Annotated in this window: 15 protein-coding genes; 8 read left to right on the plus strand and 7 right to left on the minus strand. The window is 61.9% G+C overall.

Going from position 1 to position 17,015, the window contains the following annotated elements:
- Positions 1-177 precede the first annotated feature (177 nt).
- The 6 genes from ASC85_RS10505 (at position 178) to ASC85_RS10530 (ending at position 6,355) form a co-directional block, all read left to right on the plus strand.
- A complete protein-coding gene (locus ASC85_RS10505) occupies positions 178-1,560 on the plus strand; it encodes a M16 family metallopeptidase (RefSeq protein WP_057449278.1) in 1,383 nt (460 codons plus the stop codon).
- Positions 1,561-1,756: 196 nt separating this feature from the next.
- Complete coding sequence (locus ASC85_RS10510) at positions 1,757-2,782, plus strand: DUF5924 family protein (RefSeq protein ID WP_057449279.1); 1,026 nt, start codon at positions 1,757-1,759, stop codon at positions 2,780-2,782.
- A 52-nt stretch (positions 2,783-2,834) separates the two neighbouring features.
- Positions 2,835-3,983 carry an ABC transporter permease gene (locus ASC85_RS10515; RefSeq protein WP_057449280.1) on the plus strand — a complete coding sequence of 383 codons (1,149 nt, stop codon included), beginning with the start codon at positions 2,835-2,837 and terminating at the stop codon, positions 3,981-3,983.
- Positions 3,980-4,783, plus strand: coding sequence for an ABC transporter ATP-binding protein (locus ASC85_RS10520; protein WP_057449281.1), 804 nt, complete (start codon positions 3,980-3,982; stop codon positions 4,781-4,783). Before ASC85_RS10515 ends, ASC85_RS10520 begins: the two co-directional genes overlap by 4 nt.
- Before the next feature lies 1 nt (position 4,784).
- Positions 4,785-5,723 carry an MlaD family protein gene (locus ASC85_RS10525; protein WP_057449282.1) on the plus strand — a complete coding sequence of 313 codons (939 nt, stop codon included), beginning with the start codon at positions 4,785-4,787 and terminating at the stop codon, positions 5,721-5,723.
- Positions 5,720-6,355, plus strand: a complete 636-nt coding sequence (locus ASC85_RS10530) for an ABC-type transport auxiliary lipoprotein family protein (RefSeq protein WP_057449283.1) — start codon at positions 5,720-5,722, stop codon at positions 6,353-6,355. Before ASC85_RS10525 ends, ASC85_RS10530 begins: the two co-directional genes overlap by 4 nt.
- A gap of 15 nt (positions 6,356-6,370) precedes the next feature.
- On the opposite strand, the gene ASC85_RS10535 is transcribed toward ASC85_RS10530, so the two are convergent.
- The 5 genes from ASC85_RS10535 to ASC85_RS10550 all read right to left on the minus strand — a co-directional run bounded on the left by ASC85_RS10535 (position 6,371) and on the right by ASC85_RS10550 (position 10,858).
- Complete coding sequence (locus ASC85_RS10535) at positions 6,371-7,600, minus strand: nucleoside recognition domain-containing protein (protein ID WP_057449284.1); 1,230 nt, start codon at positions 7,598-7,600, stop codon at positions 6,371-6,373.
- A gap of 190 nt (positions 7,601-7,790) precedes the next feature.
- Entirely contained in the window at positions 7,791-9,122 is a 1,332-nt protein-coding gene (gltP, locus tag ASC85_RS10540) for a glutamate/aspartate:proton symporter GltP (protein ID WP_053189427.1), read from the minus strand.
- Between the two features lie 703 nt (positions 9,123-9,825).
- Positions 9,826-10,290, minus strand: a complete 465-nt coding sequence (locus ASC85_RS10545) for an inhibitor of vertebrate lysozyme family protein (protein WP_003196251.1) — start codon at positions 10,288-10,290, stop codon at positions 9,826-9,828.
- A 2-nt stretch (positions 10,291-10,292) separates the two neighbouring features.
- The gene (locus tag ASC85_RS31040; protein WP_003177151.1) at positions 10,293-10,457 is read right to left on the minus strand and encodes a DUF1328 domain-containing protein; all 165 of its coding nucleotides are present in this window, start codon (positions 10,455-10,457) and stop codon (positions 10,293-10,295) included.
- Positions 10,458-10,537: 80 nt separating this feature from the next.
- Positions 10,538-10,858 carry a hypothetical protein gene (locus tag ASC85_RS10550; protein WP_057449285.1) on the minus strand — a complete coding sequence of 107 codons (321 nt, stop codon included), beginning with the start codon at positions 10,856-10,858 and terminating at the stop codon, positions 10,538-10,540.
- A 438-nt stretch (positions 10,859-11,296) separates the two neighbouring features.
- Here ASC85_RS10550 and algB point away from each other — a divergent pair, with 438 nt between their 5' ends.
- Together algB and ASC85_RS10560 are read left to right on the plus strand one after the other, a co-directional pair.
- The gene (gene algB / locus ASC85_RS10555) at positions 11,297-12,643 is read left to right on the plus strand and encodes a sigma-54-dependent response regulator transcription factor AlgB (protein WP_003196247.1); all 1,347 of its coding nucleotides are present in this window, start codon (positions 11,297-11,299) and stop codon (positions 12,641-12,643) included.
- 10 nt (positions 12,644-12,653) lie between these two features.
- Positions 12,654-14,444 carry an ATP-binding protein gene (locus tag ASC85_RS10560; protein WP_057449286.1) on the plus strand — a complete coding sequence of 597 codons (1,791 nt, stop codon included), beginning with the start codon at positions 12,654-12,656 and terminating at the stop codon, positions 14,442-14,444.
- A gap of 19 nt (positions 14,445-14,463) precedes the next feature.
- On the opposite strand, the gene ASC85_RS10565 is transcribed toward ASC85_RS10560, so the two are convergent.
- The gene (locus ASC85_RS10565; protein WP_057449578.1) at positions 14,464-16,077 is read right to left on the minus strand and encodes an EAL domain-containing protein; all 1,614 of its coding nucleotides are present in this window, start codon (positions 16,075-16,077) and stop codon (positions 14,464-14,466) included.
- Between the two features lie 75 nt (positions 16,078-16,152).
- Positions 16,153-16,932, minus strand: coding sequence for an N-acetylmuramoyl-L-alanine amidase (locus ASC85_RS10570; protein ID WP_057449287.1), 780 nt, complete (start codon positions 16,930-16,932; stop codon positions 16,153-16,155).
- Between the last annotated feature and the right edge of the window lie 83 nt (positions 16,933-17,015).

Here is a 17,015-nt window from a genome sequence, read left to right on the forward strand (position 1 = left end):
AACAATGTCAGTCAATAACAATGGCTCGGGCCTGAAACCGTTCGCTGGCCCGCCCGCTCCCGTTGTCATGAACACCGCATAGATTCGATAGGGGGAGCGAGCCGACTCCGGGCGACGATCCGCCGATGACGGCCTGCCCGGCACCATGGACCTCCACTCAGCCGCCAGGAAGCCCTTATGCGTTGTCTGTTGTTCGCCTTTCTTTTGCTCGGCTCACTGCCCGTGGTCGCCCTGGACCGGTTCCAGGTCGAAGGCTATATGTTGCCCAACGGCATGCAGTTGATGCTCAAGCCGGGCAGCGAGCGCGGGCATGTGGCGATCCGCTTGGTGGTCGGCGTGGGCCTGGACGACTTCAGTTGCGCCGACAAGGAACTGCCGCATCTGCTCGAACACTTGCTGTTCAGCGGCGTCGATGAGAGCGGTGAAGGCGGCCTGGAAGAGCGCATGCAGGCCTTGGGTGGCGAGTGGAATGCCTTCACGAGCAACGCCGACACCACGTTCGTCATCGAGGCCCCGGCACGCAATCAACGCAAGGTCCTGGACCTGCTGCTGGCGCTGTTGACCCGCACCCGCATCGATGAAAAAGCCCTGGAGGCGGCCAAGCGGGTGGTGGAACGCGAGGACGGTGGCCACTACACCCACCTGCAACGCTGGCTCGATCATCAGGACCTGGGACACAAGGCCAGCAACCAGCTGGCGGTGGAGTTGGGCCTGCGCTGCGCGGAACGGGCCGAGGTCGAGCGCCATACCCTCGCCCGCCTCGAACAAGTGCGCAAGGACTGGTATGCACCGAACAACATGACCCTGATCGTGGTCGGCGACCTCGACCGACTGTTGCCGGCCTACCTGGAGCGCGCTTTTGGGGAACTCGAGCCGGTGGAGCCCAGCGCACACGAGGCGCTGCCGCAGATCCGCTACAAGGCGGTCACCAAGCGCAACCTGATCCATGGCCTGGTCGGCAACAGCGCCAAGCTTCATTGGCTGTTCCCGGAGCCGGTGCTGGATGAGCAGCATGACGAAACCTTCGACCTGCTCAAGGATTACCTGGACTGGGCGCTCTATCGCCGATTGCGCCTGGCCAGTGGCTTGTCCTACGGACCGTGGACCGAACGCGAGGTGTTCGGCGGCGTCGGCTTCTTCAGCCTGAACGCGGATCTGTCCCGCGAAGACTTGCCCGAAGCCGAACAGGCGCTGGAAGAACTGCGCAAGAGATTGCTCAAGGATGGCCTGGACCCCGCCGATTTCGTGCGCATCAAGCGCGCGGCCATTGCCCATCAGTCCTGGGCGGTTCAAGGCAACAGCGCACTGGCCGATTACTACTGGGGCGCCCTGGGCGATTATGAAGACAGCCGTTTCGCCAACCCGGCCCTGCGCCTGCAGGGGGTGAGCCTGGAACAGGCCAACGTGGCCCTGCGCGAACTGCTCAAGGACCCGGGTTACCTGCGCATCGAGAAGCCGTTGCTCAGTGATGATGAGCTGGTTTGGGGGATGGCTGGTTTGCTGGGGTTGCTATTGCTCGGAATGGTGATGTGGCAGGTACGCCGCCGACGTAGGAGCTGACGAGTGCAACGAGGCTGCGATCTTTTCCCTGGCGCTTGAGCCTCAAGTGAAAGATCAAAAGATCGCAGCCTTCGGCAGCTCCTACAGGGAGGTGCCAAGTTTTGCTGAATCCCCTCGCCACAGAGCACTCGTCACATCGATGTCCTGACGATACTCTGTCAGGGATATTTCCTACGACTTACTGTGAAACCACTGAATGCAAAACCTGACTCTCTACATCCAGCGCATCCTTGAACTGATGAAGCGCTATCCAGGGGTCATCGCGCTCGGTGGTTTCATTTCCGGGGTCGGCAGTTTCATGCTGGTGGACCGCCAGCAGGGCCTGGCGACGTGGATCGCCATCATGATGCTGGTGAGCTGGCTCTGGCTGATGGTCGAAAACAGCATGACCCGGCTGTTCGCGCGGATTTTCAAGCGGGAGATCCCCCAGCCGCTGTTGCGCTACGCCACGCAGATGATTCACCAGGAAAGCCTGTTTTTCGTCCTGCCGTTTTTCTTCATCACCACCACCTGGAACAGCAGCCAGCTGATTTTCACCGGCCTGCTGACGATCGCGGCGCTGATTTCGATCACCGACCCGCTGTACTACAAATGGCTGGCGCCCCGGCGCTGGGCGTTCCTGGCGTTGCACACGCTGACGCTGTTCGCCGCCCTGCTCACCGCGCTGCCGGTGATCCTGCACCTGACCACCGACCAGAGCTTCAAGCTGGCGCTGGGCACTGCCATGCTGCTGTCGTTTCCCAGCCTGGCCTCGATCTTCCCGATCCGCACCGTGCGCAACGCCTTGGCGATCCTGTGTATCACGGTGGGGATTGGCGCCGCCGGCTGGGTGCTGCGCTCCTGGGTGCCACCGGCCACGCTGTGGATGACCGAAGTGGCAATCAGCACCCAACTGGAGGATCGCACGCCGGGCGCCAGCCTCAAGGAAGTCAGCGCGGCCCAGATCCGTGGCAACGGCCTATACGCCTACACGGCCATCAACGCGCCGCGCGGGCTTGATGAGCGGATTTATCACGTCTGGCAGTTCAACGGTAAAGAAGTCGACCGCATCGCCCTGGACATCCACGGCGGACGCAAGGAAGGCTATCGCGCCTGGACCCACAAGCAGAACTTCCCGCAGGACCCGACGGGCAAATGGCAAGTACGGGTGCTGACGGAAAATGGCCAGATGATCGGCGTGCTGCGTTTCAACGTGAGTGCTGACGCACCCGAGGCAAAATAACGGCGGTCGTGCTATTAGGTAGCGCTGTTCAAGTCGAACGAGCATGGAGCTTATGACCCCCGGATCCCACACTGGCACTGCCCGGCTGGACACGTCTCGCTCTCCGGCGCAGCTCTGGGTCGGCGGCGACTGGACGCTGGCCCATTACGCGCAGCTCAAGCGCTTGAGCGAATCCTTGCGCGGCCAATATGACGAACACACCCTGATCGACCTCAACGGCCTCGGCGCCCTCGACACCGCCGGGGCTTCGTTGCTGGTGGAACTGCTGGGCTCCGAACGGCTGGGCAAGACCACCGAGCACCCGGATTGCAGCTTGCCGGCCGCCGAGCGGGCGCTGTTGCAGACAGTCTATTGCTCGCTGACGGACTTCTGTGTGCCGGTGAAAGAGCCGCAGGTCAGCGTGCTGACACAGCTGCTGACGCGTATCGGCCGCGCTGTGGAAAAAGTCTGGCAAGACACCCTGCAACTGCTGGGTTTCGTCGGCCTGATTCTGGAAACCCTGGCCCGCAACCTTTTTCGCCCCAGGCGCTGGCGCATGACACCGATGGTCGTTCACATCGAACAGACCGGCCTGGACGCCGCTCCCATCGTCGCCCTGCTGACGTTCCTGGTGGGGGCGGTGGTGGCCTTTCTCGGCGCGACAGTGCTGGCCGATTTCGGTGCCAGCATCTTTACCGTGGACCTGGTGGCGTTCTCGTTCCTGCGTGAATTCGGCGTGTTGCTCACGGCGATCCTCATAGCGGGCCGCACCGCCAGCGCGTTCACCGCGCAGATCGGCTCGATGAAGGCCAACGAAGAAATCGACGCGATCCGCACCCTGGGCCTCGATCCGGTCGAGTTGCTGGTGATTCCACGGGTGCTGGCGCTGTTGGTGGCGCTGCCGATACTGACCTTCCTGGCCATGCTCTCGGGCATTATCGGTGGCGGCGTGGTCTGCGCTTTGTCGCTGGGTATTTCCCCGGCCATGTTCCTGACGCTGTTGCAGTCGGACATTGGCGTGCAGCATTTCCTGGTGGGGATGGTCAAGGCGCCGATCTTTGCCTTCCTGATCGCCGCCGTGGGCTGCCTGGAAGGTTTCAAGGTCAGTGGCAGTGCCGAATCGGTCGGCGCTCACACCACGTCCAGCGTGGTGCAGTCGATTTTCGTGGTGATTGTGCTCGATGCCGTGGCCGCGCTGTTTTTCATGGAGATGAACTGGTGAGCCAACCCTTGCGAGCGCCCTCCGAGGCAGTGATTCAAGTGCGCGGCCTGTGCAATCGCTTTGGCCGCCAGAGCGTGCATGAAAACCTCGACCTGGACGTGTACAAGGGCGAGATCCTTGCCGTGGTCGGCGGCTCCGGCAGCGGCAAATCGGTGCTGCTGCGCAGCATCGTCGGCCTGAACCGGCCCAGCGAGGGTTCCGTGCGGGTGTTCGGCGAAGACTTGCCGAGCCTGCCCCCGGAACAACGTTCGCGGGTGGAACGGCGCTTTGGCGTGCTGTTCCAGAAAGGCGCGCTGTTTTCGTCACTGACCGTGACAGAAAACGTCGCCCTGCCGCTGATCGAGCACGCCGGGCTCAGCCGGGCCGACGCCGAGCATCTGGCGGCGGTGAAGCTCGCGCTAGCCGGGCTGCCACTCTCGGCCGCAGACAAGTATCCCGCCGCGCTGTCCGGTGGCATGATCAAGCGCGCCGCCCTGGCCCGTGCGCTGGCCCTGGACCCGGACATCCTGTTTCTCGACGAACCCACCGCCGGCCTCGATCCCATCGGTGCGGCGGCGTTCGACCAGTTGATCCTGACACTGCGCGATGCCCTGGGCTTGAGCGTATTCCTGGTCACCCACGACCTGGACACCCTCTACACCATCACCGACCGGGTGGCGGTGCTGGCGCAGAAAAAAGTGCTGGTGGCCGACGTCATCGACAAGGTGTCGGAAACCGACGACGCCTGGATTCACGAATACTTCCATGGCCCTCGCGGCCGCGCGGCGTTATCGGCCGCTACACAATCCAACGAGGTTTGACATGGAAACCCGAGCCCATCATGTGCTGATCGGCCTGTTCACCGTCATTGTGGTGGCCGGCGCCCTGCTGTTTGGCCTGTGGCTGGCCAAGTCCAACGTGGACAGCGAATTCAAGTATTACGAAGTGGTGTTCAACGAGGCGGTCAGCGGGTTGTCCCGGGGCAGCTCGGTGGAGTACAGCGGGATCAAGGTCGGCGACGTCGTCAACCTGCGCCTGGACCCGAACGACCCGCGTCGGGTGTTGGCGCGAGTGCGCTTGAGTGGGGAAACGCCAATCAAGCAAGACACCCAGGCCAAGCTGGCACTGACCGGCATCACCGGCACATCGATTATCCAGCTCAGTGGCGGCACGCCCCAGAGCCCGGCGCTGACGGGACACGACGGCGAACCGCCGGTGATTATCGCCGCGCCCTCGCCCATCGCCCGCCTGCTCAACAACAGCGATGACTTGATGACCAGCATCAACCTGCTGCTGCACAACGCCAATCAGGTGTTTTCCTCGGACAACGTCCAGAGCCTGGGCAAGACGCTCGAGCATCTGGAACAAACCACCGGGGTCATTGCCGAGCAGCGCGGCGATATTCGCCAGGCCATGCAGCAACTGGCGTCCATCGGCAAACAGGCCAGCGCCACGCTGGAACAGACCACCGCGTTGATGCGCAACGCCAATGGTTTGCTCAATGACCAGGGCAAACAGGTCTTCGGCAACGCCGGCCAGGCCATGCAGTCCCTGGCGCGCAGCACCGCGACCCTCGACAAGCTGCTGAACGACAACCGCGATTCGTTGAATAACGGCATGCAGGGCCTCAATGCCCTGGCGCCCGCCGTGCGTGAGCTGCGCGAGACCCTGAGCGCCCTGCGGGGGATCTCCCGGCGCCTGGATGCCAACCCCAGCGGCTATTTGCTGGGCAACGACAAGGACAAGGAGTTCACGCCATGAAGCCGTCCAACCGGTTTATCCGCCCTCTTCTCCTGCTGGCAGGATTTGTCCTGGTGGGCGGTTGCTCGATTTTGCCCAAGGCCGATCCTGCGGATGTGTATCGCTTGCCCGCCACCCAGGCCCCGGCATCTGCGGGCACGGCGGTGAACTGGTCGTTGCGCCTGGCCAGCCCGCAAGCCAGCGAAGTGCTCAACAGCCCGAAAATCGCGGTGATCCCCCAGGGCAATCTGTTCAGCAGTTACGCCGCCTCGCGCTGGAGCGACCCGGCCCCGGTGTTGTTGCGCAATCGCCTGCTCGATGGCTTCGCCCAGGATGGACGCGTCAGATTGTTGAGCGTCGCCGACAGCAACCTGCAAGCGGACCTGGAGCTGGGCGGACAATTGCAGGCGTTCCAGACCGAATACCAGGGCACTGCGGCCAGCGTGGTGATTCGCCTGGACGCGCTGCTGGTGCGCGGGTTCGACCAGCGCATCCTGGCCAGTCGCCGTTTTGAAGTGCGCCAGCCGTTGAGCGATGTGAAAGTGCCGGCTGTGGTGGACGGCTTTGGCCGGGCCGGTGACCGGTTGACGGCCGAAGTGGTGGCCTGGACATTGGAGCAAGGCCAGCGTTTCGCAACGCCGACACCTTACTGAAGACTCGATTGGGGCTCAGCCGAAGAACCAGTAGCAAACCCCAATCGCTGCCACGACCCCGGAGAATTCGGCCAGCAGCGCACACCCCACGGCATGGCGCGCCCGCTGGATGCCCACGGCGCCGAAATACACCGCCAGCACGTAGAACGTGGTCTCGGTGCTACCCTGGATGGTCGCCGCCACCAGGGCCGGGAAGCTGTCGACGCCGGAGGTCTTCATGGTCTCGATCAGCATCGCCCGGGCGGCGCTGCCGGAGAACGGCTTGACCATGGCGGTCGGCAAGGCATCGACGAAGCGCGTGTCCCAGCCGGCCCACTGCACCAGGTGCCGGATGCCGTCCAGGCCGAAATCCAGCGCCCCCGAAGCCCGCAGCACGCCCACCGCGCAAAGCATGGCCACCAGGTATGGCAGCAGCGTCTTGGCGACGTCGAAGCCCTCCTTGGCGCCCTCGATGAAGGCTTCATACACCTTGACCTTGCGCAGGGCACCCACCACCAGGAACACAATGATCAGGCCAAACAGCGTCAGGTTGCCCAGGATCGATGACAACCCCGCCAACGCCGTGGCCGAGAGCGTTGCCAGCAGCGCCATGAAACCGCCCAGCACCAGCGCGCCCGGGATCAGATAAGCCAGCACCACCGGATCCCACAAGCGCAGGCGCTGCATGAACGCCACCGACAGCAGCCCCATCAGGGTCGAGGCGCTGGTGGCGAGCAGGATCGGCAGGAACACCAGGGTCGGGTCCGGCGCGCCTTGCTGCGCGCGGTACATGAAGATCGTCACCGGCAACAGCGTCAGCGACGAGGCGTTGAGCACCAGGAACAGAATCTGCGCATTGCTGGCGATGGTCGGGCTGGGGTTGAGGTCTTGCAGGGCGCGCATGGCTTTGAGGCCGATGGGCGTGGCCGCGTTGTCCAGTCCCAGGCCATTGGCGGCGAAGTTGAGCGTGATCAGGCCAATGGCCGGGTGGCCGGCAGGCACCTCCGGCATCAAGCGCAAAAACAGCGGCCCTAGGGCCTTGGCCAGCCAGTCGACGATGCCGGCCTTTTCGGCGATGCGCAGGAAGCCCAGCCACAGGGTCAAGGTGCCGAACAGCAGGACCATCACCTCCACCGACAGCTTGGCCATGGCGAAAATGCTTTCCACCATGGCCGCGAAGATCCCGGCGTTGCCGCCGATCAACCACTGCGCCAGCGCCGACACGGCAGCCACGATAAAGAAGCCAAGCCACAGGCCATTGAGCATCGGTCAAATCCCCCGGAAGATGCCGCGAATGATAGCGGGGCTGGCAGAAACGACAAACCCCGGATTTCTCCGGGGTTTGCTTGGCCTGATGTTGAATGTGCCGCCGCCATCGCGAGCAGGCTCGCTCCCACAGGGAACACTCGTCATTGTGGGAGCGAGCCTGCTCGCGATGGCGGCCTCAAGGCAGGCATCAATTACTGGAAGTTTCCCCCGCCGGCAGCGGCTCCTTGCTGCGCCAGTGCGGCAGGGAGTTCCAGTAGCGCTGGCCCTTGGCATCGTCGTACATGCCTTCCCAGCGGGCGATGACCAGCACGGCCAGGGCATTGCCGATGACGTTCAGGGCGGTACGGGCCATGTCCATGATGCGGTCGACACCGGCAATGAAGGCCAGGCCTTCCAGCGGAATGCCCACGCTGCCCAAGGTCGCCAGCAACACCACGAACGACACGCCCGGCACGCCGGCGATGCCTTTGGAGGTGACCATCAGGGTCAGCACCAGCAGCAATTGCTGGCTGATGGACAGGTCGATGCCGTACAGCTGGGCGATGAAAATCGCCGCGATGCTCTGGTACAGGGTCGAACCGTCGAGGTTGAACGAATAACCAGTGGGCACCACGAAACTGCAGATGGCTTTCGGCGCGCCGTAGGCTTCCATCTTCTCGATCACGCGCGGCAGCACGGTTTCGGAACTGGCGGTGGAGTAGGCCAGCACCAGCTCATCCTTGAAGATGCGCATCAACTTGAGCACCGAGAAGCCGAACAGGCGGGCGATCAGGCCCAGCACCACGAAGGCGAAGAAGGCGATGGCGACGTAAACCAGGATCACCAGTTTCGCCAGCGGCAGCAGCGACGCGAAGCCGAAGTTGGCAACCGTCACCGCGATCAGGGCGAACACGCCGATGGGGGCGTATTGCATGATCATGTGGGTGACCTTGAACATGCTTTCCGACACGCCCTGGAACATTTTCACCAGCGGATCGCGCAGGTCCGATTGCAGGCTGGACAGGCCCAGGCCGAACAATACGGAGAAGAAAATGATCGGCAGCATCTCGCCACGCGCAACGGCGGCGAAGATGTTCGACGGGATCAGGTTGAGGATGGTCTGGATGAACGCATGCTCATGCTGGACTTCCGCGGCCGTGGCCTGGTACTTGGAAATATCCACAGTGCCCAGGGTGCTCATGTCGATGCCGCTGCCCGGCTGGAAGAAGTTGGCCAGCAGCAGGCCGACGACGATGGCGATGGTGGTGACGATTTCGAAGTAAAGGATGGTCTTGAGACCGATGCGCCCGAGCTTCTTGGCGTCACCCACCCCGGCAATGCCGACGATCAGCGAAGAAATCACGATCGGGATCACGATCATCTTGATCAGACGGATAAAGATATCGCCCGCCGGTTGCAGCACATTGCTGATCCACCAGGCCTTCTCGGCACTGAAATGGTTGAGCAGCGCGCCCAATGCAATCCCGAGCACCAGACCGATGAGGATCTGCCAGGCGAGGCTTAGTCGTGCCTTCTTCATATCGTTACCCTTACTTCAGTTGGACTCGGACAGCGGCGCGAACGGATCGTCGATGACGAAAAACATCCGCGCCACTGCCCCCGTTATAAGGTCACCCCGAGCGCGTTAGCGGCTTACTGGCAGGCGAAAAAAGGCGCAACTATTGCGATGCAGGGGGGGCTCGTCTAATGCCGTAAACGCCTACCCTATGCCGAATCGGCATGAGAATTTGCAAACGAAACCCGCCTCCCAAGCAGTTCGAACACGACATTTATGCAGGCATAAGTGCCGTGAACCGGCCATTTCAGCGTAGCTGGGCTTTCTCTCGCAACGGTGGGGGACCGATGAAACGACCGCGAATCGAGACGCGGCCCATGGGAGAAATTGCGCCGGCATTCTCCGATATACGGTCAGGAAAAGGGGGATAAATCGGCGGGAGGAGACAATATGCCGCATCGCTGGGCGGCTCGCGGCGCCCAGTCAGCCAACCGCTCTGGCGCACACATCTGGCGACATAAAGCTCTACGCAAGTTCGCCAAGCCAGGGTGGCTTTGCGAACCTGCGTCGCAGCTTTTACCTGACCCGGCCCTTTCGCAGGCACCCCTTGTGCCCGTAGGTCACTCCGACTCTCATCCGTCAGAACGTCCCAGCCCCCTGGTCATGCACCGGCCCTCCTCGGGCTGTGCAGCAGAGAAAAGCAGGGCTGCTTTTCCCATTTTCAGAATCAGTACCAGTTCGGATCTTTCTTGAGTTGTTCCATTAACAGTTTCTGCATACCTTCATCGGGCTTGCCGAGGAATCTGTAGTCGGCATGCCGCGTCGGGGACTTGTCGGCCGGCAGCCCCGCAGGGACTTCCACCAACATGGCATAGGCCTCGTCCTTGTCGAAACTGAAGGCAACGATCAGGCGCTTGCTGCGACACGTTGCCTGGGTTTCACACAACGGCCCCACCAAATACTTGTCGCCATCTTCCTCGACAGCATTCATCTGGTCCGAATCGCCCGACAGGTTCATCACCCATTCGGGCAGGCGTTCTTCTTTTTTCACGACGTGCTGCCAAGTCTCGCGGTATTGCGGGTCGGCCTCCAGCAACTGGTTGACGCGCATCTGCCCGTCATTGGCAGCCATTGCCATGGCACTGCCGCCCAGCAACAGGGCGGCGGCCAGTCCTTTGAATGAAACGCTCATGGTCAGCCTCGGCCACGACGGCCAAAGAAGAAGGAAGCGATGAACATCACCAGGAACACAACAAAGAGAATCTTGGCGATGCCCGTGGCGGTGCCTGCGATACCACCGAAGCCCAGTACAGCGGCGATGATGGCAATGATCAGGAAGGTAATTGCCCAGCTCAACATGGTGATTCTCCTTACGCTTTTCTATTTAGTGAAGGTCTTGCGGTGATGGTTCCGGCGCAATGGACGACCGGTTCATCGGGTTAAAACACCCAGCGCTCTTCACGCGGCATGGCGCCCGATGGCTGAGCCTGGTCGACATCCATCATGCGCATTGAAGCGGACGCTTCTTCAAGGCTGCTGACGGCGCTGAAATGGGTTTGTGGGGCACGGTGAATCGACACCTGCGGCGCTTCGGGCTGTTGGCTTTCCTGCCAGAGCAACCATTGCTGGGCCGCTACGAGGGTGACCAGCAGCGCCAGGGCAGCCCATAGGCCCTGCTGAATGTGCAGGGAAGAGAGGCGCAATTGGGCAGCACTTTTAAAGTGGGCGGAGCCAAACTGAGCGACACTTTGACGATTCATCCTGAAATTCCTCCCCACCCGAGTGCGGTGATCTGGTTGAGGCGCGCTAACGCCACGTTGACCAGAGCATTGCAGTCGCCGTGCCAGGATTTTTTATTAGGTAAAAACCTTTAAAATCAATAGGTTAACAAATAGATGCAACGTGCAGGGAGCGCATCCTGCACGATGGCGCAAGCGGCAGTCGTGCGTATTGCACGAATACCGGAGAAAAGGCGTAAGGTGGTTTTGGAATTTCCTGTCAGACACAGCCGTCGGAATCAGCGATGCGAACCGTCCGACCCGGACGAATCATAAAAAAAGGAACTCAAATCAGGCTTTTAGGAGTCAGACGTCCACAGGGCCATTCTCGGTGAGTAATATCCCCTCAGAATCGACCATGCAACTTGCCCGATTTTTCTGACACTAACCAACATCATTCATTAAAGGAGCGTAGGAAAAATGGAATCCGCCACTGAGCACCAAGGCCGCATTCTGCTGGTAGACGACGAGTCCGCCATCCTGCGTACATTCCGATACTGCCTGGAAGACGAAGGCTATAGCGTCGCCACCGCCAACAGCGCCGCCCAGGCCGACGCACTGCTGCAACGCCAGGTGTTCGACCTGTGTTTTCTCGACCTGCGCCTGGGGGAGGACAACGGCCTGGATGTCCTGGCACAAATGCGTATCCAGGCACCCTGGATGCGGGTGGTCATCGTCACCGCCCACTCGGCAGTCGATACCGCGGTCGATGCCATCCAGGCCGGGGCGGCCGACTACCTGGTCAAGCCGTGCAGCCCCGATCAATTGCGCCTGGCGACCGCCAAGCAATTGGAAGTACGCCAGCTGTCGGCAAGGCTCGAAGCCCTTGAAGGGGAAGTGCGTAAACCCAAGGACGGCCTGGACTCCCACAGCCCGGCGATGAAAGTCGTCCTGGAAACCGCGCGCCAGGTCGCCAGTACCGATGCCAACATCCTGATCCTCGGCGAGTCCGGCACCGGTAAAGGCGAGTTGGCCCGGGCGATCCATGGCTGGAGCAAGCGCGCGAAAAAGTCCTGCGTCACCATCAATTGCCCGTCACTGACCGCTGAGCTGATGGAAAGCGAATTGTTCGGCCATAGCCGTGGGGCTTTCACCGGGGCCAGCGAGAGTACGTTGGGGCGGGTCAACCAGGCCGACGGCGGCACGCTGTTTCTCGACGAGATCGGCGATTTTCCCCTGACGTTGCAACCCAAGCTATTGCGTTTCATCCAGGACAAGGAATATGAGCGGGTAGGGGACCCAGTCACCCGTCGCGCCGATGTGCGGATTCTCGCCGCGACCAACCTCAACCTCGAAGACATGGTGCGCGACGGACGCTTTCGCGAAGACCTGCTGTATCGCCTGAACGTCATCACCCTGCACCTGCCGCCGTTGCGTGAGCGCGCCGAAGACATCCTGACCCTGGCCGACCGCTTCCTGGCCCGCTTCGTCAAGGAATACGCGCGCCCGGCCCGGGGCTTCAGCGACGAGGCGCGCGAAGCGCTGCTAGGTTATCGCTGGCCGGGCAACATCCGGGAATTGCGCAACGTGGTCGAGCGCGCCAGCATCATCTGCCCTCAGGAAAAAGTCGAAATCAGTCATTTGGGCATGGCCGAGCAACCGGTCAACAATGCGCCGCGCATCGGCGCCGCACTGAGCCTCGACGAATTGGAAAAAGCCCACATCGGCGCGGTGCTGGCCACGGCCGACACCCTCGACCAGGCGGCCAAGACCCTGGGTATCGATGCCTCCACGCTGTACCGCAAACGCAAGCAGTACAACCTGTGAGCGACACCTTATGAAACTGGCGATGAAGCTGCGCACACGACTGTTTCTCAGCATCTCGGCCCTGATCACCGTGGCCTTGCTGGGATTGGTGCTTGGCCTGGTCAGCGTGATGCAGATGGCCAATACCCAGGAACAATCGGTACGCGACAACTTCATCCTGCTGGACCTGGGCCTCAAGCTGCGCCAGACCCTCGGCGATCAGTTGATGATCATGCTTGATGACAAGCCCGACCTGGCTGCGCTGGAGGCCTCCAAGCAGCAATACCTGGCGTTGATCGACGAGGGCATCGCCCACGAACGGCAATTGGACGATTCAGCGGTCAGCTTCAGCCGGGCCAAGGCCGACTACATGGAGTTTCTTGAAGCCTTCACCGCGTCTCGCCAGCAGCCGAGCCAGCTCACGGGCATCAAGGACCTCACCGAAAAATTCAACGTGCTGCGCAATGGACTGATCGAGGGCTATCGCCAGGCCCTGACCAACATCAGTGAAACCCAGGACCGCGCCCGTGAACGCGCGATGTGGATTTCCGGACTACTGGGGTTGGTGGGGTTTGCGGTGCTGATCATCGGGTTTATCACGGCCCATGGCATTGCCCGGCGTTTCGGCGCGCCGATCGAGGCACTGGCCGCAGCGGCGGACGACATCGGCCAAGGCAATTTCGAGGTCACGCTACCCGTTTCCTCGGCCGCTGAGTTGAATCTCCTGACCCGTCGTTTCGGGGTCATGGCCGAGGCGCTACGTGAGCATCAGGCCACCAACGTCGATGAGCTGCTCGCCGGCCAGCAACGCTTGCAAGCGGTGCTCGACAGCATCGACGACGGCTTGCTGATGATCGACCGCCAAGGCCGGCTGGAGCACCTCAACCCGGTGGCCCAGCGTCAATTGGGCTGGGATGAGGAGCGCCTGGGCCAAGGACTGGGCGAGGCGCTGGGACGCCTTGAACTGGATGAAGAATTGCACCTGGTCCTGCGCGGTGGAAGCCTGGAGCGCGCGCCGGAAGACCTGAGCATCGAAGTGGATGGCGAGTCGCGGGTGCTCACCTACAGCCTCACCCCGGTCAGCCATACCCAGGGCCACATTCTCGGCGCGGTCATGGTGCTGCATGACGTCACCGAGCAGCGCGCCTTCGAACGGGTGCGCAGCGAGTTCGTCTTGCGAGCCTCCCATGAGCTGCGCACGCCCGTGACGGGCATGCACATGGCCTTCGGCCTGCTACAGGAGCGCCTGCATTTTTCAGAGGAGTCGCGCGAGGCCGACCTGCTCAACACCGTCACCGAAGAAATGCAGCGGCTGATGCAGCTCATCAATGACCTGCTGAACTTCTCTCGCTACCAGAACGGCCTGCAGAAGCTGACCCTGGCGCCTTGTTCCATCGACGATCTGCTGGAAGCGGCCCGGCTGCGGTTTGCCGAGCAGGCCCAAACCAAGGGTATCGAGCTGCTCGTGGCGATCCAGGGCCCGCTCCCGCGCCTGCACGCCGACGCTGCGCAACTGGATCGCGTGCTCGATAACCTGATCGATAACGCCATGCGCCACACCGCCGAAAACGGCCAGATCCGCTTGCAGGCCCGGCGTCATGGCGAGCGGGTGATCATCAGTGTCGAAGACAACGGTGAAGGCATTGCCTACGGCCAGCAGGGACGGATCTTCGAGCCTTTCGTCCAGGTCGGACGCAAGAAGGGTGGTGCTGGCCTCGGCCTGGCACTGTGCAAGGAGATCGTCCAGCTCCACGGCGGGCGCATGGGCGTTTATTCAAGGCCGGGGCAGGGCACGCAGTTCTACATGGCGCTGGCGGTCTGAGCTCACCGCGTGAAGAGACTCAGGCTTCATCATCGAGACGGCGGCCACGCAGGCGCCGGCCACGGGTAATCAGTTCAATGAGCTGCACCGCGCTGAGGGCATGGGCGAACAGCCAGCCCTGGCCGAACCTCACCCCTTCGCTGCTCAAATAGGAAGCCTGGGCTTCATGCTCGATGCCTTCGGCAATCACCTTGAGTTGCAGTGCATGGGCCATGCGAATGATATGCGGGGCCACGCCGCTGCTGGCGGCATCGTGGCCCAAGGCGTCGATGAAGGCCTTGTCGATTTTCAGGCAGTCCACCGGCAGGGTTTGCAGGTAGGCCAGGCTGCAATAACCGGTGCCGAAATCGTCGATCAACACCTGGTGCCCGACGTCGCGCAGCGATTGCAGGTTGTCCCGGGCGACCAACACATCGACCAGCCCACGCTCGGTCACTTCGAAGGCAATCTGGTGCGCCGACACGCGATGCCGCGCCAGCAGGCGGGCGATCACTTCGCCAATACGCGGCACCATCACATCGCAGGCCGCCAGATTCACCGAGATATACAGCTGCGGATTGGCCCGCAACAGCTGGCCCAATTGATCGAACAGCCGCTGCAGCACGAAATCGGTGATCTGGCGGATCTGCCCGGTGTTCTCGGCCATCGGGATAAACAGGTCCGGGCTGGTCAGGGTGCCGTCCGGTCGTCGCCAGCGCAGCAAGGCCTCAGCCCCGACGCAGTTGCGGCTGCTCAGGTCAAAAATCGGCTGGTAAAGCACCTGCAATTCACCACGCCGAATAGCCCCATGCAGTTCGGCGTCCATGGACTGGCGCTGGCGCGCCAGCAGAAACACCTGGAAACCAATCCCCAGGCCCAGCATCAGGCTGATGGGCAGCATCCACCAGGCATTGGCCGGAACCTTAAAACCGTTGCGCTGGGCGATCAGCACCAGTTGATAGACCGGGCTGTCGGTCGGCATCCGATAGATCAACCGGTTCTGCGTCACTTGCAAGGCATTGTGGCTTGTCGGTGGCCAAGGCTCGACCGGCGGCCAGTGTTGGTCCGTCCCGAGCACGGGAATGGCCCGTTTACCGTTATCCAGGACCACCAGCAGGCTGCTGCCCGGTGGTAAATCGACCACATCGGTCAAATGCCCGCGGGACGTGGCCACCCGAAAGTTGCCGCGGCCCAGCATCAATGCGGCGCGGTCTTCGTCGGGCTCTGTGGTGGTGTTGAGCCAGTAATTGTAGGTCGGCCCGCGGATGTCAGGTGGGCGGGTCACTGACAAGCCGCTCTGGCGTGGACGATTGGAGCAGACGCCGCTGCCATCGATATACACCGCCTCGTAGACAAAACGGTAGTTGAAGCTGACCTGTTGCAATGTAGCGATCATGTCGTCGTTGCATCCGCGCAACGGCTGGTTTTGCAGGTCGTCGAGGCTTTCACGCAGTTGCCCGAAAAGTTGTTCCAGGCGCTGCAGGAAGCGCTCGCCCTGGGCATTCATCTGGTCGCTTTCGCGCTGCTGGATCTGCTGCACGACCACAAGCAGACTCCCCGCCAGCAACAGGACGGTACTTAGGGCAGTTGCCACCATCGCCAGGAAAACGGGGCGATGGAGCCAGCTGTGTAGGGTTTCGCGGGCAGCCGTCATCATGGGTAATCCGAAAGTTACCAATGAGTTATAGCTTCTGATTTGGATTTGGCCCGATTCGTCAGACGGGCGTCATTATTTTGTCTGGTTGAGCACCTGCAGGATCGCCGCGCTTTGCGCATCCGGCGTGCCATCGAAGCGGGTCGGTCGGTAGTGCATCTGGAAGGCGGCCAGCACATGGTGGGTGGCGACGTCCCACTCGCCGGTCTGCGGCGTTGGGTAACCCAGGCGGGCCAGCTCGGCCTGGAACCAACTGGCGGGCGGCAGCTGTGGCGCGAAGACGGCCTGCTGGCGGGCGACGGCCTGTTCGTCTGGCCAGACTCCTAAACCAGCTTGCGCCAGGCGCTTCCAGGGAAACAGCGGCCCCGGATCGAGTTTGCGCAGGGGCGCGATGTCGCTGTGGCCGATGATGCTGCGCGGGTTGATGCCGTTGCGCTGGATGATGTCCTTGAGCAATACGATCAAAGCCTGGACCTGGGCTTCGCTGTAGGGATACCAGAGGCGACCGGTGGGTGTGTCGACAAAACCCGGATTGACGATCTCGATGCCGATGGAACTGGAATTGAGCCAGGTCCGGCCTTCCCATTCACTTTCCCCGGCATGCCAGGCACGTCGGCCTTCATCCACCAGCTTGTAGATGGTCGCGCGTTTATCGTCGCCGATCAGGTAATGGGCACTGACTTCGCCATGGGTCAGCAGGGCCAGTGAGCGCTCCAGGGAAGCCGAGGTGTAATGCACCACCACGAATTGGATGCGATTGTCATGGTTGACGGAGGGGTGACTGGTGTCGAGCCGCGGGCCGCTGGTGCAGCCGGCCAGGATAAATAAAGAAACAATGAGCGAGAAAAATTTCATGGCGGAAGGCAATACGCACTAGGAGTAATGCAACAGTGTAACGTATTGCCTCGCGATGATCCGGTGCGCGCGGCGATATTAAA

This window comes from Pseudomonas sp. Root401, from assembly GCF_001425105.1.
Classification (GTDB): domain Bacteria; phylum Pseudomonadota; class Gammaproteobacteria; order Pseudomonadales; family Pseudomonadaceae; genus Aquipseudomonas; species Aquipseudomonas brassicacearum.

Coding starts and splice junctions, on each gene's coding strand:
- ASC85_RS10505 (WP_057449278.1), top strand. CDS start 178: ATGCGTTGTCTGTTGTTCGCCTTTCTTTTGCTCGGCTCACTGCCCGTG.
- ASC85_RS10510 (WP_057449279.1), top strand. CDS start 1,757: ATGCAAAACCTGACTCTCTACATCCAGCGCATCCTTGAACTGATGAAG.
- ASC85_RS10515 (WP_057449280.1), top strand. CDS start 2,835: ATGACCCCCGGATCCCACACTGGCACTGCCCGGCTGGACACGTCTCGC.
- ASC85_RS10525 (WP_057449282.1), top strand. CDS start 4,785: ATGGAAACCCGAGCCCATCATGTGCTGATCGGCCTGTTCACCGTCATT.
- ASC85_RS10530 (WP_057449283.1), top strand. CDS start 5,720: ATGAAGCCGTCCAACCGGTTTATCCGCCCTCTTCTCCTGCTGGCAGGA.
- ASC85_RS10535 (WP_057449284.1), bottom strand. CDS start 7,600: ATGCTCAATGGCCTGTGGCTTGGCTTCTTTATCGTGGCTGCCGTGTCG.
- gltP (WP_053189427.1), bottom strand. CDS start 9,122: ATGAAGAAGGCACGACTAAGCCTCGCCTGGCAGATCCTCATCGGTCTG.
- ASC85_RS10545 (WP_003196251.1), bottom strand. CDS start 10,290: ATGAGCGTTTCATTCAAAGGACTGGCCGCCGCCCTGTTGCTGGGCGGC.
- ASC85_RS31040 (WP_003177151.1), bottom strand. CDS start 10,457: ATGTTGAGCTGGGCAATTACCTTCCTGATCATTGCCATCATCGCCGCT.
- ASC85_RS10550 (WP_057449285.1), bottom strand. CDS start 10,858: ATGAATCGTCAAAGTGTCGCTCAGTTTGGCTCCGCCCACTTTAAAAGT.
- algB (WP_003196247.1), top strand. CDS start 11,297: ATGGAATCCGCCACTGAGCACCAAGGCCGCATTCTGCTGGTAGACGAC.
- ASC85_RS10560 (WP_057449286.1), top strand. CDS start 12,654: ATGAAACTGGCGATGAAGCTGCGCACACGACTGTTTCTCAGCATCTCG.
- ASC85_RS10565 (WP_057449578.1), bottom strand. CDS start 16,077: ATGACGGCTGCCCGCGAAACCCTACACAGCTGGCTCCATCGCCCCGTT.
- ASC85_RS10570 (WP_057449287.1), bottom strand. CDS start 16,932: ATGAAATTTTTCTCGCTCATTGTTTCTTTATTTATCCTGGCCGGCTGC.